The following is a 25,106-nucleotide window of genomic DNA, read 5'->3' as shown; positions in this document are numbered from 1 at the left end:
GCCAGATAGCCCCTTGAGGGATGTAGGGACAGATGGTATCTACGAGTTCAGAGATGATTGTGAAAAAATCCAAGTGTGTATTGCTGGCGGGTGCCGGCGCGGCGAAACGAATTCGCGAGGAGGGGCTGCACCAGCAGCAGTTCTCCACCCTGGTGGGTGCCTCCGGCGGCCCCAAGTGGCTGGTGATCAGCCAGCTCGACCGGGTATTGATGGGCGAGCTTTTCCGCGGGCGGCGCGAGCCGATCGCGTCTGTAGGTTCCTCCATCGGCAGTTTCCGCAATATGTGTTATGCGATGGACGATCCGCTGGGCGCACTGGAGCGCCTGGAGTACGGTTATGTCAACCAGACCTACGAGTCCGGCAAACCGACACCGGCGGAAATCACCGCCTCCGCCGAGCGGATCCTGAAAAATGTGCTGGGTGACGACGGCGCGCGGCAGGTGGTGGAAAACCCCGTCTGGCAGAGCCATTTCGTGACGGTGCGCGGCCGCGGCCCGCTGGCCAGCGAGCGGCGCACACTGCTGGCCCCGGCACTGCTGGCATCGGCGCTGGCCAATGCACTGTCGCGCCGCTCGCTGCGGGTCTTCTGGGATCGGGTGGTATTTCACGCCGGCGAGGAGCCGGGCGTGGCGTTCCGCAATCTCAACACCGTCAATACGCGCCTGTCGCCCGGCAATGTCCGTGCGGCGGTGCTGGCCAGCGGCTCCATCCCGCTGGTGATGGCCGGTATCCAGAATCCTCAGGGCGCGCCGGTGGGCAACTATCGCGACGGCGGTATCATCGACTACCATTTCGACCTGCTGTTCGAACACCCGCGGGGGCTGGCGCTCTATCCGCACTTTTTCCCCTATATGGTACCCGGCTGGTTCGACAAGAACCTGAGCTGGCGCTGGGTGCGGGGCGGCGCGCTGCAGAACACCCTACTGGTGGCGCCATCGCCGGGTTTTGTCGCCGATCTGCCCTACGGCAAGATTCCCGATCGCAACGATTTCTATAAGCTCAGCAACGACGAGCGGCTGAAATACTGGAATACCGTGGTGGATATGAGCCGGCGAGTGGCGGAGGATTTCCATGAAATGTGGCAGACCGGCGCCGTCGCCGATCACCTGATCGAGGTGGGCGCCGACGACGTGCTGCACAAGCTGCCGCGGGTGGCGGCAGCATGAGCGCCTCGCCGGAATTCAGTGCACCGCAGGAGGAATATCGCACCACCCAGGAACGGGTCTACTACCAGGTGCGCGATGCGATACTGCGGGGTAAATTCCTGCCCGGCCACGCCATCACCATTCGCGGGCTGGCGGCGGAACTGGACTGCAGCCCCATGCCGGTGCGCGAGGCGCTGCGGCGCCTGACTTCCGAGCGGGCACTGGAGCTGTCCGATACCCGCCGCGTCACCGTGCCCACCATGACCCCGGAAAAGCTCGCCGAGATCTGCGCCGCGCGGGTATCGCTCGAGTGCCAGGCGGCGGCGCAGGCACTGCCCTTTGTGGGCCCAGCGGAGCTGGAACGGCTGCGCCGGCTGGATGATCGGGTAACCGCGGCGCTGGCGGACAAGGATATCGAAGAGTATGTCACCGCCAACCTGGAGTTCCATTTCACGCTCTACCGCCTGGGCCGGCCGCATATCATTCTGTCGCTGATCGAGAGCCTGTGGCTGCAGACGGCGCCGCTGCAGCACCTGGTATTCCAGAAATTCGGCGTGCAGGAGCTGCCAGACCGCCACCGGGACCTGATCGAGGCGATCGACTCCGGCGATCCGGAAAAGGTGCGCACCGCCGTCCGCCAGGACATCGAAGAGGGGCTCGGCTCCATTTCTGCAGAAGAATTACTTTAACCATGTTCAGTTATATTCATATCCTGTTGCACCTTGTCGTGCCCATTGCCATCGCCTGGTTTTTCTTTCGCGACGACTGGAAAAAGGCCGCTGCGATCATGCTGGCCGCCAACCTGGTGGACTTGGACCACCTGCTGGCGGACCCCATCTACGACCCGAACCGCTGCAGTATCAATTCCCACCCGCTGCACACCATGCTGCCCATCTCCCTCTACGGCGCCATGATGTTCCTGCCGTGGAAACCGGTTCGCTGGCTGGGGATCGGGCTGGTGACGCACATGCTGCTGGACGCGGTGGACTGCGGAGTCTGATCCCCGCTGTGGGAGCCTGCCCCGGATCGAGTCCGGGGCAGGTTCTGCAGGCGATTAGCCGCGGTACCATCGCCGCACTTTCGCCGGCGGCGGCTCTGTGGCCCGCAAGCGGAGCCGGAGCTCCGCGCTCCCGGGAACCCAACCTACACTCCCGCTAGATCCCTATTGCACAACCGGCTCGACCCGCACTAAAATGTGATCACATTTTTGGGTTGTCGCCCCGACCGGGCGGTTTTATCAGGAGCGAGACATGAACAAGAGTGAGCTGCAACAACACGACCGCGATCACCTGCTGCATCCCTTTACCGATTTCAACGACCTGGGCAAGCAGGGCACCCGGGTGATCACCGGTGCCGAGGGGGCCTATATCACCGATATCGACGGTCACAAGATGCTCGACGGCATGTCCGGCCTCTGGTGCTGCAGCCTGGGTTACAGCCGCCGGGAGATTTCCGACGCCATCTACGAGCAACTGAATAAGCTGCCGTTCTACAACAGCTTCTTCCAGTGCACCACGGTGCCCTCCATCGAACTGGCGGACGCGCTGGCGGAAGTGGCGCCGAAAGGACTGAACAACGTCTTCTTCACCGGCTCCGGTTCCGAGGCCAACGACACCAACCTGCGCATCATCCGCCGCTACTGGGACCTGAAAGAGCAGCCCGAGAAGCGCATCGTGATCTCGCGCAAGAACGCCTACCACGGCTCCACCATCGGCGGCGCCAGCCTCGGCGGCATGGGTGGTATGCACAAGCAGTTCCAGGCACTGGACTATATCGAACACATAGAGCAGCCCTACTGGTTCGGTGAGGGTGGCGAACTGTCCCCGGAGGAGTTCGGCATCAAGGCCGCGCGCGCCCTGGACGAGAAGATCCAGGAGCTGGGCCCGGAGAAAGTGGCCGCCTTTATCGCCGAGCCGATCCAGGGCGCCGGCGGCGTCATCATCCCGCCGGAAAGCTACTGGCCGGAAGTGAAAAAGGTACTCGACCAGTACGATATCCTGCTGGTGATGGACGAAGTGATCTTCGGCTTCGGCCGCACCGGCGAGTGGTTCGGCGCCGACTACTACGGCCTGCAGCCCGACCTGATGACCTTCGCCAAGGCGGTGACCAATGGCTACTTCCCGCTGGGCGGCACCATGGTCAGCGACCGGGTGGCGGAAGTGATCAAGTCCAGGGGGGGCGAATTCGCCCACGGCTACACCTACTCGGCGCACCCCGCGGGCTGTATGGCCGGCCTGGCTACCGTCAATATCCTGCGCAACGAGAAGATCATCGAAAACGTGCGCGACAACACCGCGCCCTACCTGGCCAGGCGCTGGGCGGAACTGGGCGATCACCCCATCGTGGGCGAGGCCCGCAGCCTGGGCATGGTCGGCGCGCTGGAACTGGTGAAAGACAAGAACAGCCGCGCCCGCTTCGACGACGACTGCACCGCCGGCGGCGTCTGCCGCGATATGAGCATCAAGCACGGCCTGGTGATGCGCGCCACCGGCGACACCATGATCATCGCACCGCCGCTGATCCTCACCACCGAGCAGGTGGACGAGCTGGTGGAGAAGGCGCATCGCGCGCTGGACGACACGGCCAAAGCGATGGCGTAAGCTTGNACGAGCTGGTGGAGAAGGCGCATCGCGCGCTGGACGACACGGCCAAAGCGATGGCGTAAGCTTGTCGGGACTCGGGACTCGGGACTCGGGACTCGGGACTCGGGACTCGGGACTCGGGCGGTGCGCACGGCGCACCCTACAGCCCAGCTCCAAAAGAATATCGAAGCTCAATGCGAAGGTCCTGCTGCCGGGGGCGGTTTGCGGGACCGTATGAGACAGGGATGTCGATTACGAGCGTACAGGGATGTATTTACAGCGTGTCCCGCAAACCGCCCCCGGCAGCAGGACCGCCACAGAATTATCTTACTGGCAGGGGGGAAAGCCCGCCCAAAGGCAATTTATGTCGCAAGAAAAAGAATTCACCCCATCACCGGAACTGCTGGAAAAATCGCACCAGTTCCTCGCCGAACACCCCGATCTTAAATGGATCGAGGGGTTCATGTTCGATATCAACGGCATTCCCCGCGGCAAGTGGTTGCCGGCCGAGTCCGCGGAGAAACTCTTGAAAGGCGCATTGCAGATGCCGCGCAGTGCCGCCAGCCTGGACGTCTGGGGGCGGGATGTCGAGAACAACCCGCTGGTGTTTGCCAGCGGCGACAGCGACGGCGTCTGTCTGCCGGTTTCGCCCCTGTGTATGGCGCCCTGGCACCGCGAGCAGACGGCGCAACTGCCCATGCAATTGCACGAGGCCGACGGCTCGCCGCTCTACGCCGATCCGCGCACGCAATTGCAACGCGTGGTGGCACGGCTCAAGGAGCTGGGATACACCGCCGCCTGTGCCACCGAGCTGGAGTTCTACCTGCTGCGCGAAGACCCCGATCACCTCGGGCGCCCGCGCCCGGTCAGCGACAACGACGCCGAGCTGGTACCGTCCACCGACGTCTACGACCTGGCGGAACTGGATGCGCAGCGGCATTTTTTCGCCGATGTGCGCGCCGCCTGCGAAGAACAGGGCATCCCGGCGGACTCGGTACTGTCCGAGTGCGCGCCCGGCCAGTTCGAGATCAACCTGCTGCACAGTGCCGACCCGGTCGCGGTCGCCGAGCAGACGCTGCTGTTCAAGCGCCTGTTGAAAGGCGTCGCACGCAGCCACGGCTATCGCGTGTCGACCATGGCCAAGCCGTTTGGCGACCGGGCCGGCAACGGCATGCACGTGCACCTGAGCCTGATCGACGAAAACGGCAACAACGTCTTCGACGACGGCACTGACACCGGCACCGAACTGCTTCGGCAGGCCGCGGCGGGCATGCTGGTCACCGCCAATGACGCCATGGCCCTCTTCGCGCCGCACAGCAACTCTTATCGCCGCTTCCAGGAGAGTTCCCACGCACCGCTCAACCTCTGCTGGGGCTATGACAACCGCACCACCACACTGCGCGTGCCGGCCAGCAGCCCCGAGGCGCGGCGCATCGAGCACCGGATTGCCGGCGCCGACGTGAACCCCTACCTGGTGCTGGCGGCGATTCTCGCCGGCGCCTGCCACGGCATCGAGAAAAAGCTGCAGGCACCGGCACCGGTCGAAGGGGACGCCTACCAGGTGGAGAGCGAAACGCTGGTCAATACCTGGAGCGACGCGCTCAGGCGTTTCGAACGGAGCTCCATCTGGCAGACCTACCTGGACCCGCGTTTCGTCGAGCTGTTTCTATTATTGAAGAGACAGGAGGTGGCGGAAATCGACGCGCGGGTGACCGACGTGGAATACCAGAGCTACCTGCACCGCGTGTAATATTCGGGCCCGGAGACGAGCGGCGCTGGATGCGACGGCCGTTGAATGGCTTTGGCGACAGCGCCGGTGGGGAAGGCAATCCTTTGCTATACCTGAATTAAGCGTGCAGTGCGCTTAATACTCTCCTCCTGAAAGTGTGTTCGAGAAAACTGGCCCGCCACCTGGCGGGCATTTTTTTTGAAGCGGTAAAATCTGTCGGAATATCTTTCCTCAATACACCCCGCGATTAGATAACCCTCCCTGCAGGTTGAAAAACCCCACCTATACTGAAGTAACCGCAACTGCGGCGAAGGAGCTATTACGCATTACAAGGAGTTAACCCATGAGATCGAAGCCCCTCCTCACTCCCCTGGCTCTGGCGGCCTGCGTTGGTCTCGCCGCGCAGCCGGTTTTTGCGGGTCCTTCCGGTTTCCCCCAACCCGCCCAGGAGCCGAGAAGTGCCGGTGTTTTCGTAGTCCGCATCGGTGCCTCCTATGTAGATGTGGATGACGATGTCTTTTCCACGGTCCAGTCTTTTGTTGCCGATGACCCCTCCACCGACCCGGTCGAAGCGGTGCCGGTGGACGTGGGCGTGGAACTGAACCTGGATGACGACACCACCTGGTATGTCAGCGCCGCCTGGATGGCGACGGATCACTGGGGAGTCGAGCTCTACCACTCCAATCACGCCAGCCTCGAAGCCGATCTCTACTCCGACGCCTTTTCCGGTAATACTTTCATCGGCGATTTTTCGGAGGGAATCGGCGATTTCGACACCTACACCACCAGCCTCTACGCAAACTGGTACCCGCTCGACGCCAACTGCCTGATCCAGCCCTATGTCGGTATCGGCGGGGGCTATGTGGATATCGAGGAGGATTTTACCCGCCCGGTATTCTCCGATGAATTCGGGGACTACGGCCTGCTGGGCCTGGGCAGTGACTTCAGCTGGACCGCGCAGGTGGGTGTGGACTTCAACTTCGGCCGCGACAGCGCCTGGCAGATAAACGCCTCCGCCATGTACGTGGATGCCAGTCCCGACCTGCAACTCGGTTTCGATACGGTGACCGAGGTTCCCGGTTTCGGTGAGGCGGCGGTCCTGCCGATTCGCATCCGCGACGAGATGGACCTCGATCCCTGGATCTTCAACCTTGGCGTGGGTTACAAGTTCAGTTTTTGAACAGCCGACCCTTCCTCTTCCCGCAGGTGGACGGCCACAGCGCTGTCCACCTGAGGCCGCACGGCTTTGCCAGCAATGTGGACCGATTCCGCCTAGCAGTCATTTCCTCGCCGGTGTATTCTTCGCTCCACCCGCAGTAAAACAACGTAAGGGAAGCCATGACCGCCCTGGAGCATTGTACAGACGGTCCATCGACTGAGACTCCGCGCCCGCTGAACATCTGCCTGCTGGGCTACCGCAGCCACCCTTACTGCGGCGGGCAGGGTGTTTACCTGTACTACCTGAGCAAGGCGCTGGTGGAAGCCGGCCACTCGGTGGATGTGATTTCCGGCCAGCCCTATCCCGAACTGGATCCCCGGGTAAAACTGATCAGGATGCCGGGGCTCAACCTGTTTGATGAAAAGCACCCCACCCGCGCACTGCGCCCGCGGCACCTGCTGTCGTGGACGGACTTCTTCGAGTGGTGGAGCAAGCTGACCGGCGGCTTCGCCGAGCCCTATACCTTCGGCCGGCGGGTGGCGAAGTACCTGCGCCGGCACGGCCGACAGTACGACATGGTGCACGACAACCAGTCCCTCTGTTACGGCCTGCTGGATATCGAAAAAACGGGCCTGCCGGTGGTCGCCACCATCCATCACCCGATAACCCGCGACCGACAGTTGGCCCTCGACGCAGCGCCGGACTGGCGCTACCGGCTACTGGTGCGCCGCTGGCACAGTTTCCTGCGTATGCAGATCAGGGTGGCGCGCCGCCTGCGCCATATCGTGACGGTATCGAAGCAGTCCCGGCGGGATATCGTCGAACAGTTCGGCGTGGCGCCGGAACAGGTCGAACTGGTCTATAACGGCATCGACACAGAAGTATTCCGGCCGCAACCGCATATCCGGCGCAGACCGATGCGCATCATGACCACGGCTTCCGCGGACCAACCGCTCAAGGGGCTGCGTTTCCTTCTGCAGGCCCTGGCTTCACTGCGCCCGCGCTATCCGGACCTGGAACTGCTGGTGGTGGGCCGCCTGGAAGAGGGGGGCGCTACGGAGCAACTATTGCACCGGCTGCAATTGCAGGGTGTGGTCCGGTTTGTCTCCGGAATCTCCAACCGCGAAATGGCGGAGTATTACGCCAGTGCCGCGGTGGTGGTGTGTCCGTCGCTCTACGAGGGGTTCGGCCTGCCCGCCGGCGAGGCCATGGCCTGCGGCGCGCCGGTGATTTCCAGTGATGGCGGCGCCCTGCCGGAAGTGGTGGGCGATGCCGGCGTGGTAGTGCCGGCCGCCGATAGTGGCGCCCTGGAAGAGGCACTGGCGGCGCTGCTGGCGGACGAAGCAAAGCGCACCGCGATGGGTGAGTGCGGGCGCGCCCGCATCGAGGCGCAGTTTTCCTGGCGTCTGGCGGCGGAATGCCTGGTGGAATACTACCGCCGGATTCTGGGAGAAAAACCGGGCAGGCCCCGTATCGATTCGGCGACAAGGGAGGCCGCCAATCCGCCCGTCGGCGAGCGCGGCGCGGAGGCAGCCTGATGATTACTGTCGATCCCCGATGGCTGAACCTGCGCGCCGGGCAGAAGGTACTGGACCTCGGCTGCGGCGAGGGCCGCCACGCGATTCACCTGCTGGCGAGCGAAGCCGTCGATATTGTCGGTGTCGACCTCAGTTTTGACGATATACGCACTGCCCGCGAACGCGCACAGCCATTCGCGCGGGACCCGCAGAGCCCCGGCCGGCTGCTGCTGGGCGTCGGCGACGGCCTGCAACTGCCGTTTGCCGACAGCACTTTCGACGTGGTGATCTGCTCGGAGGTGCTGGAACATATTCGCGACTACGCCGGCGTGTTGGCGGAGATCGACCGGGTGCTGAAACCCGCGGGTATTTTCGCCGCCAGCGTACCGGCATTTTTTCCCGAGTGGATCTGCTGGAAACTCAGCGACGAATACCACAATGTGGAGGGCGGCCACCTGCGGATTTTCCGCGAGCGCCACCTGCGCCGGAGTATTCGCGAACTGGGGCACCGGTATTTCGCCCGCCACAAGGCCCATGCGCTGCACGCGCCTTTCTGGTGGTTGAAATGCCTGCTCTGGCACAGGCCGCAATCGCGCCTGCTGGCCGCCTACCACCGCCTGCTGGTCTGGGACCTGATGCAGCGCCCGCCGCTTACGCGCCTGCTGGAAAAGGTGCTGAACCCGCTGCTGGGCAAAAGTATCGTGCTTTATTTCGTGAAACCGCCGCAGGGCCCGGTCGAGCCCGGCCTGTTGCCGGCGAATGAGAGCGCGGGCGGGAGTGCCGATTCCATCGCGGTTGCGGAGGGCGCACCGTGAACGACCTGGCTGTTTCCCCGGCGATTGCCGGCAGTCTTTTCCCGTCGGATTTTGTCCGCACGAGCGCCGATTATATTCTGGGCCGGCAGCGAGCCGACGGCTCCATTCCTTGGTTCGATGGCGGCCATGCGGATCCCTGGGATCACGTGGAAGCGGCCATGGGGCTGAGTATTGCCGGCGAATACGCGGCCGCGGAAAGCGCCTACCGCTGGCTCGCCGATATCCAGCTCGAAGACGGCAGCTGGTGGGCGGCGTACCGGGACGGCGAGGTGCACAACGGCGAGCGGCGCGAGAGCAATTTCGTCGCCTATATCGCCGTCGGTATCTGGTATCACTACCTGATCACCGGTGACGACGCTTTCCTGCAGCGGTACTGGCCCACGGTGGAGCGCGCGGTGGCATTTGTGCTCGCCCTGCAGACGGAACACGGGGATATTCACTGGGCGGTGGATGAGCGCGGCGCGGCCAGAGAGGATGCCCTGGTTACCGGCTGCTCTTCCATTTACAAAAGTCTCGAGTGCGCCATCAATATCGCCCACACGCTCGGCCGTGCCCAGCCGCAGTGGCGGCGGGCGAGGGAGGCGCTGGGCAGGGCGCTGCGGGAAAAGCCGCAGCGTTTCGACCGCACCTGGGAGAGTAAGGCGCGATTCTCGATGGACTGGTTCTACCCGGTGCTGACCGGTGTTTTTTCCGGCGCGGCGGCGCGCGCCCGGCTGCAGAAAAGATGGGACGAGTTTGTCGTCACGGGGCTCGGTTGCCGCTGCGTCAACGACGAGCCCTGGATCACGGTGGCGGAATCCTGTGAATTGACCATGGCGCTGCTGGCGGCGGGGGAACGCCACCGCGCGGAGAAGCTGTATTGCGGCCTGCACCGCTGGCGGGATGCAGACGGCGGCTACTGGACCGGCTACGTCTACCGCGACAGCGCCATCTGGCCCGAGGAAAAAACCACCTGGACCGCGGGTGCCATGCTGCTGGCGGCGGACGCACTGGTGCAACTGACGCCGGCGAGCGGCATTTTTACTGCCGTGCAGTTATTGCCGGAACCGACCGATTTTCAGGAAGCGCTTCTATAGGAGTCCCCCCTGCAGCTTCCCGATCATTGATTATTGTTCACTGGTTGCTGTCAACCGATTCGGCGCAGCACTCCGAGAGTGTCGACCATTTCGACCAGCTCAAACTCTCCGGAAGCCAGTGCCAGCTTGTAGATATCGTAGGGCGCCTGGCCGCCGTCGGCGGGATCGGGAAAGATATCGTGAATCGCCAGGTAGCCGCCGGGCACGATATGCCGGGCCCAGCAGCGGTAGTCGGTCACTGCCGCTTCCAGCGAGTGGCCGCCGTCGATAAACACCAGCCCGAGCGGTGTGTTCCAGCGGCGCGCGGCGATGGCCGAGGGGGCCACTACCGGCACCACCCAATCCTCGAGTTGCGCGGTGCGGATATTGCGGCGGAAGACGTGGAAACTGTCCATTAGTTGCATGCGGTCGTCGAACAGTTCCGGGTCGTGGTACTCCTCGCCCGGCTGGTGCTCCTCGGAACCGCGATGGTGGTCCACGGCGAAGACAATGCCGTCCACGGGTTTGCAGGCGGCGGCCAGGTAGATAGTGGATTTACCGCAATAGCTGCCCACCTCCAGGCAGGCGCCGAGCGCGCAGGCTTCCGCCGCGAGGTGATACAGGGCCTCGCCTTCGGTGGCGGCGAGAAAGCCTTTGACGGCGTGGATATCGATGGGCAGCTTGATGGACATACTTCCGTTTTCTGTTTTTTTGGGGTTGCCGGAACAGTAAACCGGCACATGGATAAAAGCAATTGGCCGAGAGCCGATACAGAGTTGCAATAAATGCGCAGAGATCATCGCCCCTACTGGCTGAAACGCTGGCAGTTGCAATTCCGCAACTGGCGGGTGCGCCACTTCCTGTTGCCGCAGTTCGACGCCGTGGGCAGGGAGCCGGAGATCCTGGATCCGGGCTCGGTGTGCGTATTCGGCAGCGGAATCTGCCTGGGAAATTACCCGCATCTTATTTCCACGTCGGACAACTGTATCCGCCTGACCACTCTCGGCCATCGGGGCAGGGAGGCCGCGATCAGCATCGGCGACTGTGTACTGATTTCTCCCGGCGTGCGCATTTCCGCGGAGCAGTCCGTCACCATCGGCAATGCCTGCATGATTGCCGCCAATGTCTATATCTCCGATTCGGACTGGCACGGGCTCTATAACCGTACGCGGCCCTTCCGCTGTACCCGGCCGGTGCGTCTGGGCGACAATGTATGGATCGGGGACAGCGCGATCATCTGCAAGGGTGTGTCCATCGGTGACAATTCGGTCGTGGGTGCCGGCAGTGTGGTGACCTCGGATGTGCCGGCCAATACGGTGGTGGCCGGCAACCCGGCGCGGGAGATCAGGGCGATCAATCCCCGCCGCCGTATGCTTACCCGCGAGGCCCTGTTTGCCGACGCCTTCCGCCAGGCGCACAATATGGACGAGCTGGACCGGATGTTGCTGAAGGGCAATACGCTGCGCGGCTGGTTGCGCTCGATGCTGTTCCCCCGGCGGGGCGATTGATAAATGTGCCGCAGTTGGTTTAAGGAATGAAAAAAACTAGAAGTGTTGTTCTGATCGGGATGCCGGGTGCCGGCAAGAGTACGCTGGGGGTTCTGCTGGCCAAGGAGTTGGCACTGGATTTTGTCGACACCGATATGTTGATCCAGTTGCGCGAGGACAGGACGCTGCAGGAAATCATCAACGGCAGCGACTACCTGAACCTGCGCCGCATCGAGGGCGAGGTGATCGCCGCGGCGCACTTGCCCAACCATGTGATCGCCACTGGCGGCAGCGTGGTGTACAGCGAAGAGGGCATGGCCAACCTGCGCAGTTTTGGGCCTATCGTTTTCCTCAACTGTTCCGCAGAGGAACTGCGCCGCCGGATCCATAACTACGAGAACCGCGGTATCGCCAAGGCGCCGGGGCAGAGTTTCGCCGAGCTGTTCGCGGAGCGCCAGGCGCTCTACCGGCAGTATGCGGATATCACCGTGGATTGCGATGGCAGGGATCTGCAGCAGGTGCTGGAGTGTGTGCTGGAAGAGTTGGAGGGAGACCGGGACCCGGGAGCGCGCTAGAGCGCGATGCGCCTTTAAGGCCCTGTATCCGCGACCTGCGCTTCTGCATGTTGGGGTTCGCAAAGCTCCCCCAGCCTACACGCCCATACCCCCCCCCTCGGCACTGTATGCCGGTAGGGTGCGCCGCGCGCACCATCTTCGGGTCTGTGCAGGTTGCCGGAGCTCGGTCCGTAAGCAGGCTTCGGGGGCGCCGTTGGCGCTTGATCCCGTAAGCAGATACCGGGGCGGCCCTGCTGCCGGGGGTTGTTTGCTCAACAGCCTCATCGGCACAAATCGGCAGGACTGCCGATTTGGACGCCGCAGGTGCCCGAAGGGCGAGGGACATGGATGTCCCGAGTCAATCGTTTCACAAACAACCCCCGACAGCAGGGCCTTCACATCTGGCTCGATATTCTTTTCGGCCGTAGGGCGCGCCGTGCGCACCATTGGTCGACTGAGAGCCCCGGGCCCCGGGGTCCCGAACCTAAAGCGGCAACTGGGTCGTATACTTGACCTGCTTCAAGGCAAAGGTAGAGTTGACCGAGGCCACGTTCGGCAGGTGCACCAGGGTGCGCTTGAGCAACTGCTCGTAGTGCTCCACGCTGTCCACCACCACGCGCAGCACATAGTCCTTGTCGCCGCTGGTGGAGTAGCACTCCACCACTTCCTGCACATCCTGCACCGAGGACTCGAAACTGTTCAACGAGTCCTCGTCGTGGTTTTGGATGGTGACATAGCAGTATACTGTGACCCCTAGGTCGAGTTTCCGGGGGTCCAGCAGGGTCACGCGCCCGCGGATGATGCCCTCGGCTTCGAGGCGTTTGATCCGGCGCCAGCAGGGCGTGTGGGAAAGACCCACTTTGTCTCCGAGTTCCGCCATGGAATAATCGGCGTTCTCCTGCAGCGCTCGCAGAATCTTGCGGTCAAAATCGTCCAGGTCTGTCGAACGCTTCATATAAACTCCTATCCTACAAAAATTGTTCTGGTCGAGATAACTATCATAATTTTACGCATATTTTTGTTAATAAAGCAATGTTCTATTGCGCTTAACGCACTAGTATGACCTGACCAGTTTGTCGCCGACCCGCCGCTTCCTGTGTTTGCCCGCCAATTCCACCGGGAGCGGGACCGGAATCGGCGGCGACGGGTGGCAGTAAAGCCGGAACAATAATTGGCCAGAAAGCCCCAGAGATATAACCGGAAGTAGGCGTATGAGTGAAGTAGCCAGCAGTCCGCAGTCCGCGGCACCTCAGCCCTCAGCGGAGAGTCCCACCAGGCAGGTTTCCCTGGACGATCGCTATACCACCCTCAAAGGGCACGTGTTGTTGTCGGGCATTCAGGCCCTGGTGCGCCTGCCCATCGACCAGATGCGGATGGACCGCGAGCGCGGCCTCAATACCGCCACCTTCATCTCCGGTTACCGGGGCTCGCCGCTGGGCGGTTACGACCAGCAACTGACCCGCGCCAAGAAGCATCTCGACGAATACAACATCCGTTTCGTGCCGGGCGTCAACGAGGAGCTGGCAGCCACGTCCGTCTGGGGCTCCCAGCAGGTGGGGCTGTTCGACGGCGCCGAAGTGGACGGTGTCTGCGGTATCTGGTACGGCAAGACCCCGGGTGTCGACCGCTCCGGCGACGCCTTCCGCCACGGCAATGCGGCCGGCTCTTCGCCGCAGGGCGGGGCGCTGATCATCGCCGGCGACGACCACGGCTGCAAGTCCTCGTCCTATCCCGGCCAGTCCGAATTCGCCTTCGTGGACATGCATATCCCGGTGCTGAACCCGGCTACGGTACAGGAGGTGCTGGACTACGGCCACTACGGCCTGGAGTTGTCCCGCTTCAGCGGCTGCTGGGTGGCGATGATCACCCTGGCGGAAAATATGGACAGTTCCTCCACCGTCGAGGTGGACCCGGAACGGGTGCAGTTTACCTACCCGGACGTGGAGCGCCCGGAGGGCGGCCTGAACATCCGTAAACAGGACAACCCGCTGGAGCAGGAAGAGCGTCTGTGGCGCTACAAGCGCCCGGCGGCCCTGGCCTTTGCCCGCGCCAACCGGCTGAACCGCGTGGTGCTGGACAACCCCGGCGCGACCCTGGGTATCGTCAGCACCGGCAAGGCCCACCTGGACCTGATGCAGGCACTCGAGGATATGGGCATCGACGAGCAGCAGGCGCGGGAGCTGGGTATCCGTATCCTCAAGGTGGGGATGAGCTACCCGCTGGACGTGCCCGGCATCCAGAAATTCGCCCGCGGCCTGGACTACCTGCTGGTGCTCGAGGAAAAGCGCAGCCTGATGGAAGTGCAGTTAAAGGAAGAGCTGTACAACGTGCACCTGAAAGATCCGCACTTCCCGCGCATCCTGGGCAAGGTGGACGAGAACGACCGGCCGCTGATGCCGATGTACGGCGAACTGTCGCCGGCCGTGGTGGTGCAGGTACTGGGCAAGGTGCTGTCGGACAAGTGCCAGGCGGCGTCCCAACTGGGCGAGCGCGCCAGGCATCGCCTGATGCGGCTCGACAAGTTGGCGGAGCGCATCTCCCGGCAGGCCGGCTCCAGTGTCTCGCGCCTGCCGATGTTCTGCGCCGGCTGCCCCCACAATCGCTCCACCAAGGTACCGGAAGGCAGCCGTGCGCTGGCCGGTATCGGCTGTCACTATATGGCCCAGTGGCTGGACCGCGAAACCTACACCTTTACCCAGATGGGCGCCGAGGGTGTCAACTGGGTCGGCCAGGCACCGTTCACCAGTGAGAAGCATGTGTTCGTCAACATCGGCGACGGCACCTATTTCCATTCCGGCATCCTCGCCATCCGAGCGTCCGTCGCCGCCCGGGTGAACATCACCTACAAGATCCTGTTCAACGACGCCGTCGCCATGACCGGCGGCCAGCCCCACGACGGCGAACTGCATCCGGATCTGATCTGCCGCCAGGTGCTGTCCGAAGGCGTGGAGAAAGTCGTGCTGGTGATGGACGACACCGGCAAGTACAAGGGCGCGCTGACCTTCCCCGAGCAGGTGGAGATCCGCCACCGCGACCATATGCCGGTGGTGATGGAGGAGCTGCGCGAGACCGAAGGCTGCACCGTCATCATCTACGATCAGACCTGCGCCACGGAACTGCGCCGCAAGCGCAAGCGCGGCCTGCTGCCGAAGGCGGAAGGGCGCCCGTTCATCAACGACCTGGTGTGCGAGGGCTGCGGCGACTGCGTGCAGCAGTCGAGCTGTATCGCGGTGGAGAAGGTCGACACCGCGCTGGGCGACAAGCGCCGCATCAACCAGACCAGCTGCAACCAGGATATGTCCTGCGTCAACGGCTTCTGTCCGTCGTTCGTCACCGTCAAGGGCGGCAAACTGGCAAAACGCGCCGGCGTCGGCGATGTGCTGTGCACGGAGGCGGCCAAACTGCCGCAACCGGAACTGCCGCAACTGGACGAACCCTTCAACCTGCTGGTGACCGGCGTCGGCGGCACCGGCGTGGTGACCCTGGGTGCGCTGCTGGCGATGGCCGCGCATATCGAGGGCAAGGCCTGCAGCACCCTGGACCAGACCGGCCTGGCGCAGAAGGGCGGCGCCGTCTACTCCCATGTGCGCTTCGCCGCCGAGCCGCAGGCGCTGCAGGCGGTGCGCATCTCCGACGGCCGCGCCGACGCGCTGCTGGCCTGCGACCTGATCGCCGCCGGCAACCTGGCCGCCTGCCTGGCAAAGTTGGACGAAACCCACAGCCGCGCGGTGGTCAATACCCACCTGAGCCCCACCGCCGCCTCGGTGCTGGGCCGCGAGGACAGCCACTCGCCGCAGGCGATCCTGGACACCCTGAGCGATACCGTGAAGGCACTCGACTCGGTGGAGGGCCACAGGCTCACCAGCGCCGCGCTGGGCGATACCCTGGCGGCCAATATCTTCATGCTCGGCTTCGCCTGGCAGAAGGGTCTGCTGCCACTGGGAGAGGAAGCGCTGCTGCAGACGATCGAGCTGAACGGTGTCGCCGTCGAGGCCAACCTGCAGGGCTTCGCCGCCGGCCGCCTGGCCGCCGCCGACCGCGCCGCGCTGGACGCACTGCTGAGCGATAGCCGCAGTGAGCCGAAACTGCCGCAGGGGCTGGAAGAAGTGGTCGCGCACCGCAGCGAACACCTGGCCGGCTACCAGAACGACGCTTTGGCCCGGCGCTACCGCGCACTGGTAGACAGGGTCAAAGACGCCGAGATCCTCAAGGTACCCGGCAGCGAGGCGCTGGCGGAAGTGGTCGCGCGCTACTACGCCAAGCTGCTGGCCTACAAGGACGAGTACGAGGTCGCGCGGCTGTATACCGACGGCCGCTTTGCCGAGTCATTGAAGGAAAACTTCGCCGGCGATTTCGAGCTGGAATTCAATATGGCGCCGCCGCTGATCGCGCCCTTCGACAAGGCCCTCGGCCGGCCGCGCAAGCTCAAGTTCGGCGGCTGGATGTACAGGGCTTTCGGCCTGCTGGCCAAACTGAAAGGGTTGCGCGGCACGCCGTTCGATATCTTCGGCTACACCGCCGAGCGCAAAATGGAACGCGCCCTGATCGGCGAGTACGAGCAACTGGTGGATCGGGTGATCGGCGAACTGGACGGCTCCAACCATGCCGCGGCCATCGAACTGCTGAGCTACCCGGATGCGATTCGCGGCTACGGCCAGGTGAAGGAAGCCAGCCTGGAGAAGGCGAAGCAGTTGCGCGAAGCGGCGCTACTGCGCTTCGAGAACCCCCGGGCGGATATCGACGGCGCGACGCAGAGGGTGAAGGTCTTTGACCCGGCGCGGGCGCAGCAGGTGGGGTGAATTGAGTGCAGACAAATCTGCTTCCGGCAGATTTGTCCGCATCCCGCTTCACCAGCTCATCTGCGCCCGGATCGCCATCTGTTTCGTTTCGTCGCCGGTAAATTTGTCGTCGCCGAACACCAGGTTCAGCATGAAGCGCACCTGCGGATTGTGGTAGTAGTTGACGCCGAGGATGGTGCTGTTGGCTTCCAGTCCGGGGATGTCCCTGTTCTCGATGGTGTCGTAGCGCGCGGCCAGTTCCCAGGCGCCCCACCCGCTGCGCGGTTTGGCGGATCTGAAAGCGCCTTTTTTCAGGTCGTAGGGCTTGTGCTCGCCGGTGATCATCCAGCTGCCCATTAGATACCAGCTGTGTACATCCTGGTCGCCGATAGAGCAGCCAAAAATGGGATCGCAGCCGAAGCCGGGTGAGGCGTCGAACCAGTCCTCGAAAACCGATTCCGAAATCGCGTAGTCGCCGCGGTAATCCGCGTAGGCGTATTCCGCCTGGGCGTAAAATGGGCCGTGGCTGCCCGCAAGCTCCAGGCCCAGGGCGTTGACGTGGCCACCACTGTTGCCGAAATAGAACGCATCGTCGCCGTAGTCACCGAAAAAGAAATCCTCGTCGCCCGGCGTCAGCGCGATCAGCTGGGTGGGGCCGCGGCGGCCGGCGTAGTCGGCGACGGCTTCCAGTTCGTCGGAGTCCCGGTTGGGGTTTTCGTGGCTGGCGGAGATGCCGAGGTGGACGGTGTTGAGTGTGTCGTCGATCGGCGCCCAGGTAAAGCGTCCGGCGGCGCCCACACCTTCATTGCGCGGTCCCGCAGCGTTGCGCGTGTTGAAGCCCATGATGCCGAAGGTGGTGCAATCCCAGACATTGTGCCAGCCGATTCCCTGCTGCCGCTGTCGGCCGTCGTAGAGGCCGGAGCCGCTGGAGAAAGACCGCTCCATCACCGTGAGTTCGTTGGAGCTGGTCATCTCGTCCATGGACCGGTAGGGCTTGAACAGGCCGATCTTGATGTCGCCGCTGAAGAATTCGTGGGCGATGTAGGCATCGCGAAAACCGGACAGTGTATCGCCGGCGGCAAAATCCTGCTCCAGCTTGTATTTCCAGCCCCAGGCTTTGCCGGACAGGCTGATGCGCGCGCGGCGGAATTCGGTGGTGCTGACCGGATCCTCGATGTCCCGGTCGAAGAGATAGGTGTCGAAATGGATGCGGCCGCCGAGTTCGGCGGAAAAATTGCCGTCGTCCGATGTGATTTTCAGGCCGTCTTTCGTTTCGGCCTGATCGGCGGCGGCCGACTGGATAATGGCCGCGCCGATCAATGCGCAGAGTCCGCTGCAGCGTTTCACTGATATCTCCCTGTATTTATTTCACATCGACACACATCCACAGTCGATGCCAGCGGAGTTTAGCAGCCGTCAGAGCTGCTGCAGCTCAAAGCCCTGTTTTGCCAGTTTTTTCAGCACGCTCTTGTCGCCCACCAGATGGCCGGCGCCGACGATAGCGAACAGGGACGGGTGCTGCTCGCTGGTTTCGCCGATTTTCTCCGCCATATCGCGGTTGCGTTTGAAAAAGATGCTCTCGTAGAGTGGCGCGTATTCCGGGTGCTCCGCGAGGCCGTCGGCGATGATCAGCCGGTAGAGCGCATCGCTGTCGCCGGATTTCCAGGCGCCGGTCATCTGTGGCAGGAAGGATTCGATTTCCCGCAGCTCTTCCAGAGTCTGTTGCAACAGCAGGTCGGGCTTTTCCAGGCTGTTGAGCATGCGCAACTGCGACAGCACGCCCTCGAGCTCGATGATGGTTTTCTCGTCCTTCTTCGCCCGCTCCAGGAAGTGGCGGTCGATTCCCAGGCTGGGGTCCAGTCCGCGGGCCTTCATTTCCACCATGCTCATGGTCACCATGGCGATGGCGGGGCGCTGGCGGACAAACATGGCTTCGGGGACCTGGCGTTTCTGCAGCCATTTCTGCAACTGGGCGTAGACCTCGCTGGAGAGATCATCCTTCAGGTTGCGGTCGCCCCGGTAGAGGGATTCCTGCATGATTTGCTGCTGTAGTTCCGTGTCGCTTTCCGCCGCCAGCACATCGGCTTCCACCACCAGTACGTCGCTCTGGTGGTAGGCATTGCTGATGGTTTCCCGCAGCGGGTAGAAATCCGCGCTGGCCAGGTGCACCGAGCCCAGCAGGTAGATTTCGCGATCGCCTTTTTCCGCGTGCCAGAAAACGCCCCTGTCGTTGGCGGCGTTGGCCAGTGCTGCGGCGCACAGCAACAGTGTCGCCGTCAGGATTTGCAGCAGTTTGTGGGAATTCGGGGTTGGCATTGCTGTCTCTCTTGTAGGGTTGCAGTGTGATTGCTGGCGCCATGATAGCACGGCATTTATTGTCGCCCGCTGTGCGCCGGCTCACACCGGCGGGGTCGACGGTTTGTTCCGGCTGCGGAATCGGGGTTCGGTTCCGGCCTGTGCCATCGGCAGGCTCCTGCAACTCCGGAACTCGAGTGCGGAATTCCCCGCACCGCGTCCGGCAAATCAGTGGGAAATGGGAAACTTGTGGTTTGCCGCGCGGAAAAAGTGTCACAATCGCGCAGAATAATGTGACAGTACCAGGTAGCAGTAGGGAAAGATGCGGATTGTACAAATATTGCCCGAAATGAACGATGGAGAGCTGGCGCGGGGAACACTGGAGTTCGCCCAGGAACTGGTGCGCCTCGGACATGAATCCATCGTAATCTCCAATGGCGGGGAGCTGGTATCGCGGCTGACCCTGCGCGGCAGCCGGCATATAAAGTTGCCGCTGCACCGCAAGTCGCTCTGGTCGTTTCGCCTCGTGGGGCGTCTGCGCCGGATCCTGTTGGAACTGCGCGCGGATGTGATCCAGATGCGTGCGCCCATGCCGGCCTGGATTGCCCGGTTTGCCTGGAGGGGCATGCCCGAAAAAGAGCGGCCGAGACTGGTTACGGCCGTACACGAGCTCCATTCACGCGGTGTTTACAGTGGCATCATGGCGTCGGGAGAGCGGGTGATCGCCGTGTCCCAGTGGGTGGCGGATTACCTGCAGAAAAACTTCGGCAAAAAACTGAGTGCGCCGCCGCAGGTGATCCACCGGGGCGTGAACACGCGGGAATTCGACCGCGGGGCGCCGGTGTCGGGTCAGTGGCAACTGCGCCTGCTCAACAGCTATCCGCAACTGGAGGGGAAGAACTGGCTGCTGATGCCGGCGCCGCTCGCGCCCGGCAACGGACAGCGCACCTTTCTGCAGATGCTGGCCGCGATTGCGCGCGAACGCGACGACGTATTCGGCCTGGTGGTGGGAAGCGACCGGGGCGCGGAGAAATATGCCCGGGGGCTGGAGCGCCTGGCGCTGGATCTGGGGCTCGACGACAAGGTGCTGTTTCTCGGCGAACGCCGCGATATGCGCGAGCTCTACGCCAGTTCCCGGATTACTTACCAGTTGTCGGAAAAGCCGAAACCATTCTGCCGCACTGTCGCCGAGGCGTTGGCGATGCATTGCCCGGCGGTGACCTATCGCGACGGGGGCCCGGCGGAAGTGCTCGGTCGATGTTTCCCGCAGGGATTGGTGGAGCGGGGCAGTGTGGAGGCCCTGGCGCAGGCCAGCCTGGAGATTCTCGAGCGCCCGCAGTCGGTTGATTTTACCGGCTTCAGTCTGGAGGATACGGCCGCGCAGACACTGGCGCTATACGATGAACTCTGCCAGTCGGCCTGAATTTCGATTCGGCGCAGCCTGCCGATCTTCCCGGACATTGCGGACAGTTCAGCGCAACAGCTGCGTGTAGACCTGCCAGGTGGCCTGCGCCATCTTGTCCAGGGTAAGTTCCCGCCGGGCGCGCTCGAATACCGGCGCGAAGTCGCTGCGCAGTCGTTCGCGGTCCGCCAGGGCGCGGCGGAGTTTTTCCGCCAGGTGCCCGGGCTCCAGGTTGTCGAGCAGATAGTCTGCCGGCAGGTAGTCCTCGGCGTTGCCGGCGCGGGTGGACATTACCGGGCAGCGCTGCAGCAGCGCTTCCACCAGAGTGTAGGGCGCGCCCTCATTGCGGCAGGGCAGTAGCAGCAGATCGGTCGCGCGCATGAAAGTGCCGATCTTGTCCGGGTCGCCGACAAAGCTTACCCGCCTGTCGACACCCAGTTCCCGGCCCAGTTTCTCCAGGTTGTTCCTTTCCGGCCCGTCGTTGAGCAGGATCAGTTCCACGTCTGCCAGTATCGCCAGGGCCCGCAGTATCCGGTCGGTACCCGCCTGCTTTACCAGCCGCGTCGCCACCAGAATGTTGGGCACCGAGTCCAGCTGGATCTCCAGTGAGGGGGCCTGGTGGCCGGATGTGTCCACGCCGTTGGGGATGACGTTCCAGGCCAGGCGGGAGTTGGCCACGGCGCTGTGGCTCACGGCGATGCGCGCGTCGAAAGCGCTGGCCAGTTTGTCCCGCGGGTGGCGGACATTGTGGCGGGTGATCACCTGGCGGCTGTCGGTGTATTTCTGCACCGCCGCCAGCAGCTGCGCGGACTTGCTGCCGTGGCCGTGGGCGATCTGGAAGCCGCCGGCGCGAAGCTGGTTGGCCAGGCGCCAGACCAGTGACGGGTGATGGCGGCTGTGATCGGTATTCAGGGGAATGAATTTCACCGCCTCGTCCAGCGTCTGCCGGTAGCGGGGATGGGCGATCACCGACACCTGTGCTCGGGTATTGCGTACCTGCCAGCGCGACAGGTCCGCCACGTGCTTTTCCAGGTTGCCATGCTCGCGGCTGGCGATCAGGTGGCAAATATTCTGAATCATTCCGTTGGATTTCGGTGGGGGCGGACGGGCTATTCTGAACCGGTTTTGTTACAGGAGTTTGATTCCTGTATGACAGCGGGCTCCTACGCCTGACAGCTAAAAACTGAAATGCCAGTTGAGGGATCCGAAATCGAAGCCGGGATTGGGCCTGTTGGTGTAGCCGTTGGAAAAGTGGCTGTAGCGTACGGAAACCGCACAACCGCTGCGCAATCGGTAGCCGGCGGCGAAGTGCAGGGCGAAATTGCCGTGGGTGGTGAGTTCGATCTCGCCGAAATTTTTCTCAGACAGGTAAGCGGCGCCGACGCCCGCTTCCGCAAACAGGCCGCCGGCCTGTTGTCGGGGATACCAGCGAAGCACCGGCTTCAACTCGAAGATATCCTGGTTCCGGGAGAGCCCGTCGCGGTTGATGTAGAGGTGGGAGTAGCTGCCCTGGGCCCACCATTGCCAGAGCCCGGTGGTATGCGGGTACTCGGCGAAGCGATAGGAATAATTGGCGCCGAACATCTCCGAGCCGGCAATGGAATCCCGCTGGATCAGGGTGTCGTCGAGCCCCTTGCCGGCACTCAGGATCAGCTCCTGTTCCGCGCGGGCGGGTATTGCAAAAAAACTGCAGAGCAGCGCGGTGGCGAGCAGTCGGCGCATTGAATTATCGCTTGTCCGTTAAATCCAACGGGTAAGCCTAGCGGGATATCCGCCGTTGACAAGCTCCCGGGAAAATCCGGCTTCGCAGCCGGGGCACTTTCCGATGGCACAAGCTGGGGCGGGGTGCGCCTTTCTGGGACACGGCTAGACGCCCCCGCCGTATATACGTCCCTGTAGGCTTGTCCGCGAGGTCCCTCTCGCAGACAAAACGGCAGGACCGCTGTTTTGGACGCCGAAGGCGCCCGAAGGGCGCGGGCCAGGGATGGCCCGAGTCACAGTCCCGGAAAGGCGCACCCCGCCTCAGCTCCTGCAATTGCCGCCCGACAGCCTCTCAACGCCACTGGCGCTTCAACTGTCGCAATGCATCCGAGTGCAACTGCCGCGCGCGCTCCTGGCTGAGCCCCAACTGCTCGCCGATCACGCGGAAAGAGCAGTCGCGATCGGAGGCCAGGCCGTAGCGCAGGTTGAGCACCGTGCGCTGCCGCGGTGGTAGGCGCGCTACCGCTTCGCGCAGGCGCTGTGCGAGCTCCCGGTTGGTGACCAGTTCATCGGTGTTGTAGAGCTCGTCCGCCGGCGCATAGTCCAGCCGCGTGCTGCTCTGGTCGTCCGCCACCGGGTCGTCGAGAGAGCCGGTGGGACCCGGCAACTTGAGCAGGCTGTGAATGCGCTCCAGCTCCAGTCCCGTGTAACGGGCCAGGTTCTCGTCCGACGCTGGCAGTCCATCGGAACGGACATCGGCGATGGCGCGGTAGATAGCGCGCAGGTCGTCCTGCACGTTGGCGGGCTGGCGCACCAGGTCGTCGTTGCGCCGCAGTGCCAGTTGGATTTCCTGCTGTATCCACCAGTAGGCGTAGGTGGAGAAGCGGTAACCCATCTGTGGCTTGAAGCGTTCGATGGCCTTCATCAGACCGACATTGCCCTCCTGGATCAGGTCGATAAAGGGCACCGCCGGGTTGCGGAAGCGCTTGGCGATGGCGATCACCAGCCGCAGGTTGCACTGGATCAGCTTCTTGCGGCTGGCGCGGAAGCGTCGCAACAGGCTCTGCATGGCGCTGCGGTCGCGCTTCGACAGCCTGTCGGAGGCGAGCAGTTCCTCCGTCCGGGCGATGATCAGGCCGTGATCGTAGGCGCCGGTGCTGCCGCGCTGCTCCACGCCCTCGCTGCGCAACTGCACCAGCTCGATACCGCGCTTCTGGAGCAGGGCGATCAGCTTGTCCTCCAGTTCCCGCAACAGGCAGGTTGTGGTGTTCTCGTCTTCCGGTGTCAGCAGCTCCAGCCGGTACAGATGCCGCAGGTAGCTCTGCATCGGCGTGCTGCCACTCTCCGAAGTGTTTTCTTCGGCTGCCGGTGCATCGGCGGTATCCGCTCCGGAGTCGATGGGTGGCGCTGCGCCGGCGGAGCCTGCGGCGGGGATATCGCCGGCGAGCGGTTCGTCTGTTTCCTTCAGCCATGCTTCATCCCTTGAGTAAAAGTTTTCTCGGGACAAGTGCGTACACCTTCTGTTGGCTGGATGACCCGCCAGCGGCTGCTGGCGCGTGTTTCATTCTTGAATATAGATGAATGTTGAAAACTACGCCTGAATAAGTATGACCGGAGGGTTCCCGCTGGTAGCGAAAGGCTGTGATTTTTCTACGCTGAATTAAGCGGGCGCCATTCCGTGGGACTTCTCGGCAGGCTGGAAGCTATCGTTCTGGATTGACAGGGAAGGGTTTTATTTCCCTGAATTCTTACGCCCCGGGTTTCCGGGTTCGAGGCATCGGTTGAGTGAATAAACCGGGGGGGGACGTCTCTGAAACTTGACGGGCAACACCCGGGCCGGAGGTAAAGACAATCGACTGGAAACAATACGACCCGGGCGACTTCTACGACGAGCTGATCAGTGTCTATACCGACGAGGGCAATATCGACCGCTCCTGGCCCTATCCCGGCAGGCTGGAATTCGATCCCACCAACGACCGGATGGTCGACGAACACTATATCGCCACCGCCTGGGGCAGGGATTACACGGACGTGACGGTGGATGTGCAGCGGGTAGGCTAAGTGCCGTGCGCACCGACGGGCCGCTGTCCCGGTGCGCACGGCGCACCCGACGGCGTTGTCGGTTATACATTCTGCGTCCGTTGGGATCCTTCTGCCAGCCGTTTGTGCCAGTTCAGCACTATCACTGTGAGTGCCGGCAGCATGGTCAGGGTCACGAAGGTGGCGCCGACGATGCCGCTCATCACGATCACGCCCACGCCGCGATAGAGCTCGGTACCGGCGCCGGGCAGGAATACCAGCGGCGCCAGGCCGCAGATGGTGGTGATGGTGGAAATGGCGATGGGCCGCAGGCGCGAGCTGACCGCCTCCTGTACCGCCGCCAGTGGCTGCATGTGTTCCCCGTTCACATTGTCGATGGCGCGGTGCACGATCAGGATCGGATTATTGACCACCGTGCCCATCAAAATCAGGAAGCCCAGCATCGAGATCATATCGAACGGCTGGTGAAAGCCCTCCATGCCCATGCTGCGCAGGATGGTACCGACCAGGTTGAGCAGTGCCAGCCCGGCAATACCGCCGGCGATGCCCAGGGGAATGGTGGTCATGATCAGCAGCGGATAGCCCCAGTGGGCAAAGATGGCCACCATCAGCAGGTAGACGATCGCCAGCGCCACGATGTAGTTGCCACCCAGGGATTCCCGTGTGGCGTCCAGCTGGTCGGCGGCGCCGGAAATACTCAGGCTGACCCCCGCGGGCACCCGACCGCGCTCCTTCAGGTACTGCACCAGGTCGGTTCTGACCCGTTCGACACCGGTTTCCAGTGCCACCGAGCGCGGCGGAATGATATTCAGAGTCACCGTGCGTCGCCCGTCCAGGCGACGCACGG

Annotated in this window: 21 protein-coding genes; 13 read left to right on the top strand and 8 right to left on the bottom strand. The window is 63.1% G+C overall.

Features of this window, described 5'->3' with window-relative positions:
- Positions 1-59: 59 nt before the first annotated feature.
- The 9 genes from OQE62_RS16545 to OQE62_RS16505 all read left to right on the top strand — a co-directional run bounded on the left by OQE62_RS16545 (position 60) and on the right by OQE62_RS16505 (position 10,023).
- The gene (locus tag OQE62_RS16545) at positions 60-1,166 is read left to right on the top strand and encodes a hypothetical protein (RefSeq protein WP_265723154.1); all 1,107 of its coding nucleotides are present in this window, start codon (positions 60-62) and stop codon (positions 1,164-1,166) included.
- Complete coding sequence (locus tag OQE62_RS16540; protein ID WP_265723153.1) at positions 1,163-1,834, top strand: GntR family transcriptional regulator; 672 nt, start codon at positions 1,163-1,165, stop codon at positions 1,832-1,834. Before OQE62_RS16545 ends, OQE62_RS16540 begins: the two co-directional genes overlap by 4 nt.
- 2 nt (positions 1,835-1,836) lie before the next feature.
- Complete coding sequence (locus OQE62_RS16535) at positions 1,837-2,145, top strand: DUF6122 family protein (RefSeq protein ID WP_265723152.1); 309 nt, start codon at positions 1,837-1,839, stop codon at positions 2,143-2,145.
- Between the two features lie 250 nt (positions 2,146-2,395).
- Positions 2,396-3,745 carry an aspartate aminotransferase family protein gene (locus tag OQE62_RS16530; RefSeq protein ID WP_265723151.1) on the top strand — a complete coding sequence of 450 codons (1,350 nt, stop codon included), beginning with the start codon at positions 2,396-2,398 and terminating at the stop codon, positions 3,743-3,745.
- 346 nt (positions 3,746-4,091) lie between these two features.
- Positions 4,092-5,477, top strand: a complete 1,386-nt coding sequence (locus OQE62_RS16525; RefSeq protein WP_265723150.1) for a glutamine synthetase family protein — start codon at positions 4,092-4,094, stop codon at positions 5,475-5,477.
- Between the two features lie 322 nt (positions 5,478-5,799).
- Positions 5,800-6,636, top strand: a complete 837-nt coding sequence (locus tag OQE62_RS16520) for an OmpW/AlkL family protein (protein WP_265723149.1) — start codon at positions 5,800-5,802, stop codon at positions 6,634-6,636.
- 158 nt (positions 6,637-6,794) lie between these two features.
- A complete protein-coding gene (locus OQE62_RS16515; protein WP_265723148.1) occupies positions 6,795-8,153 on the top strand; it encodes a glycosyltransferase family 4 protein in 1,359 nt (452 codons plus the stop codon).
- Positions 8,153-8,947: a class I SAM-dependent methyltransferase gene (locus OQE62_RS16510; RefSeq protein ID WP_265723147.1), complete on the top strand. Its 795-nt coding sequence runs from the start codon at positions 8,153-8,155 to the stop codon at positions 8,945-8,947. Before OQE62_RS16515 ends, OQE62_RS16510 begins: the two co-directional genes overlap by 1 nt.
- Positions 8,944-10,023 (top strand): prenyltransferase/squalene oxidase repeat-containing protein, encoded by a 1,080-nt coding sequence (locus tag OQE62_RS16505; protein WP_265723146.1) that lies wholly within the window; start codon positions 8,944-8,946, stop codon positions 10,021-10,023. The genes OQE62_RS16510 and OQE62_RS16505 overlap by 4 nt, the downstream gene beginning before the upstream one ends.
- A 50-nt stretch (positions 10,024-10,073) precedes the next feature.
- Here OQE62_RS16505 and OQE62_RS16500 read toward each other — a convergent pair whose 3' ends face one another.
- Positions 10,074-10,694, bottom strand: coding sequence for a class I SAM-dependent methyltransferase (locus OQE62_RS16500; protein WP_265723145.1), 621 nt, complete (start codon positions 10,692-10,694; stop codon positions 10,074-10,076).
- Positions 10,695-10,787: 93 nt separating this feature from the next.
- On the opposite strand from OQE62_RS16500, the gene OQE62_RS16495 reads away from it, so the two are divergent.
- Both OQE62_RS16495 and OQE62_RS16490 read left to right on the top strand, forming a co-directional pair.
- Complete coding sequence (locus tag OQE62_RS16495; protein ID WP_265723144.1) at positions 10,788-11,510, top strand: acyltransferase; 723 nt, start codon at positions 10,788-10,790, stop codon at positions 11,508-11,510.
- A gap of 26 nt (positions 11,511-11,536) precedes the next feature.
- Positions 11,537-12,064, top strand: a complete 528-nt coding sequence (locus OQE62_RS16490; protein WP_265723143.1) for a shikimate kinase — start codon at positions 11,537-11,539, stop codon at positions 12,062-12,064.
- A gap of 463 nt (positions 12,065-12,527) precedes the next feature.
- Here the strand turns inward: OQE62_RS16490 and OQE62_RS16485 are convergent, their stop codons facing one another.
- Entirely contained in the window at positions 12,528-12,998 is a 471-nt protein-coding gene (locus tag OQE62_RS16485; protein ID WP_250462755.1) for an Lrp/AsnC family transcriptional regulator, read from the bottom strand.
- A gap of 256 nt (positions 12,999-13,254) precedes the next feature.
- Between OQE62_RS16485 and OQE62_RS16480 the strand changes: the two genes are divergently transcribed.
- The gene (locus OQE62_RS16480) at positions 13,255-16,842 is read left to right on the top strand and encodes an indolepyruvate ferredoxin oxidoreductase family protein (protein WP_265723142.1); all 3,588 of its coding nucleotides are present in this window, start codon (positions 13,255-13,257) and stop codon (positions 16,840-16,842) included.
- 48 nt (positions 16,843-16,890) lie between these two features.
- On the opposite strand, the gene OQE62_RS16475 is transcribed toward OQE62_RS16480, so the two are convergent.
- Entirely contained in the window at positions 16,891-18,168 is a 1,278-nt protein-coding gene (locus OQE62_RS16475) for an OprO/OprP family phosphate-selective porin (RefSeq protein ID WP_265723141.1), read from the bottom strand.
- Positions 18,169-18,237: 69 nt separating this feature from the next.
- Positions 18,238-19,137 carry a TraB/GumN family protein gene (locus OQE62_RS16470; RefSeq protein WP_265723140.1) on the bottom strand — a complete coding sequence of 300 codons (900 nt, stop codon included), beginning with the start codon at positions 19,135-19,137 and terminating at the stop codon, positions 18,238-18,240.
- A 301-nt stretch (positions 19,138-19,438) separates the two neighbouring features.
- Between OQE62_RS16470 and OQE62_RS16465 the strand changes: the two genes are divergently transcribed.
- Positions 19,439-20,539 (top strand): glycosyltransferase, encoded by a 1,101-nt coding sequence (locus tag OQE62_RS16465; protein WP_265723139.1) that lies wholly within the window; start codon positions 19,439-19,441, stop codon positions 20,537-20,539.
- Between the two features lie 48 nt (positions 20,540-20,587).
- Here the strand turns inward: OQE62_RS16465 and OQE62_RS16460 are convergent, their stop codons facing one another.
- The 4 genes from OQE62_RS16460 to OQE62_RS16445 form a co-directional block, all read right to left on the bottom strand.
- The gene (locus OQE62_RS16460; protein ID WP_265723138.1) at positions 20,588-21,598 is read right to left on the bottom strand and encodes a glycosyltransferase family 4 protein; all 1,011 of its coding nucleotides are present in this window, start codon (positions 21,596-21,598) and stop codon (positions 20,588-20,590) included.
- Between the two features lie 96 nt (positions 21,599-21,694).
- Positions 21,695-22,240: an acyloxyacyl hydrolase gene (locus tag OQE62_RS16455; RefSeq protein ID WP_265723137.1), complete on the bottom strand. Its 546-nt coding sequence runs from the start codon at positions 22,238-22,240 to the stop codon at positions 21,695-21,697.
- 331 nt (positions 22,241-22,571) lie between these two features.
- Positions 22,572-23,726 carry a sigma-70 family RNA polymerase sigma factor gene (locus tag OQE62_RS16450; RefSeq protein WP_265723136.1) on the bottom strand — a complete coding sequence of 385 codons (1,155 nt, stop codon included), beginning with the start codon at positions 23,724-23,726 and terminating at the stop codon, positions 22,572-22,574.
- Positions 23,727-24,342: 616 nt separating this feature from the next.
- Positions 24,343-25,106: efflux RND transporter permease subunit (locus tag OQE62_RS16445; protein WP_265723135.1), on the bottom strand; the 764-nt coding region annotated here is incomplete at its 5' end.

Source organism: Microbulbifer halophilus (assembly GCF_026183675.1).
GTDB classification, from domain to species: Bacteria; Pseudomonadota; Gammaproteobacteria; order Pseudomonadales; family Cellvibrionaceae; genus Microbulbifer; species Microbulbifer halophilus.
Note: the sequence above shows the minus strand (reverse complement) of the source record. Positions and strands in the feature narration are given on the sequence as shown.

Coding starts and splice junctions, on each gene's coding strand:
- OQE62_RS16540 (WP_265723153.1), top strand. CDS start 1,163: ATGAGCGCCTCGCCGGAATTCAGTGCACCGCAGGAGGAATATCGCACC.
- OQE62_RS16535 (WP_265723152.1), top strand. CDS start 1,837: ATGTTCAGTTATATTCATATCCTGTTGCACCTTGTCGTGCCCATTGCC.
- OQE62_RS16530 (WP_265723151.1), top strand. CDS start 2,396: ATGAACAAGAGTGAGCTGCAACAACACGACCGCGATCACCTGCTGCAT.
- OQE62_RS16525 (WP_265723150.1), top strand. CDS start 4,092: ATGTCGCAAGAAAAAGAATTCACCCCATCACCGGAACTGCTGGAAAAA.
- OQE62_RS16520 (WP_265723149.1), top strand. CDS start 5,800: ATGAGATCGAAGCCCCTCCTCACTCCCCTGGCTCTGGCGGCCTGCGTT.
- OQE62_RS16515 (WP_265723148.1), top strand. CDS start 6,795: ATGACCGCCCTGGAGCATTGTACAGACGGTCCATCGACTGAGACTCCG.
- OQE62_RS16510 (WP_265723147.1), top strand. CDS start 8,153: ATGATTACTGTCGATCCCCGATGGCTGAACCTGCGCGCCGGGCAGAAG.
- OQE62_RS16500 (WP_265723145.1), bottom strand. CDS start 10,694: ATGTCCATCAAGCTGCCCATCGATATCCACGCCGTCAAAGGCTTTCTC.
- OQE62_RS16495 (WP_265723144.1), top strand. CDS start 10,788: ATGCGCAGAGATCATCGCCCCTACTGGCTGAAACGCTGGCAGTTGCAA.
- OQE62_RS16490 (WP_265723143.1), top strand. CDS start 11,537: ATGAAAAAAACTAGAAGTGTTGTTCTGATCGGGATGCCGGGTGCCGGC.
- OQE62_RS16485 (WP_250462755.1), bottom strand. CDS start 12,998: ATGAAGCGTTCGACAGACCTGGACGATTTTGACCGCAAGATTCTGCGA.
- OQE62_RS16480 (WP_265723142.1), top strand. CDS start 13,255: ATGAGTGAAGTAGCCAGCAGTCCGCAGTCCGCGGCACCTCAGCCCTCA.
- OQE62_RS16470 (WP_265723140.1), bottom strand. CDS start 19,137: ATGCCAACCCCGAATTCCCACAAACTGCTGCAAATCCTGACGGCGACA.
- OQE62_RS16465 (WP_265723139.1), top strand. CDS start 19,439: ATGCGGATTGTACAAATATTGCCCGAAATGAACGATGGAGAGCTGGCG.
- OQE62_RS16460 (WP_265723138.1), bottom strand. CDS start 21,598: ATGATTCAGAATATTTGCCACCTGATCGCCAGCCGCGAGCATGGCAAC.
- OQE62_RS16455 (WP_265723137.1), bottom strand. CDS start 22,240: ATGCGCCGACTGCTCGCCACCGCGCTGCTCTGCAGTTTTTTTGCAATA.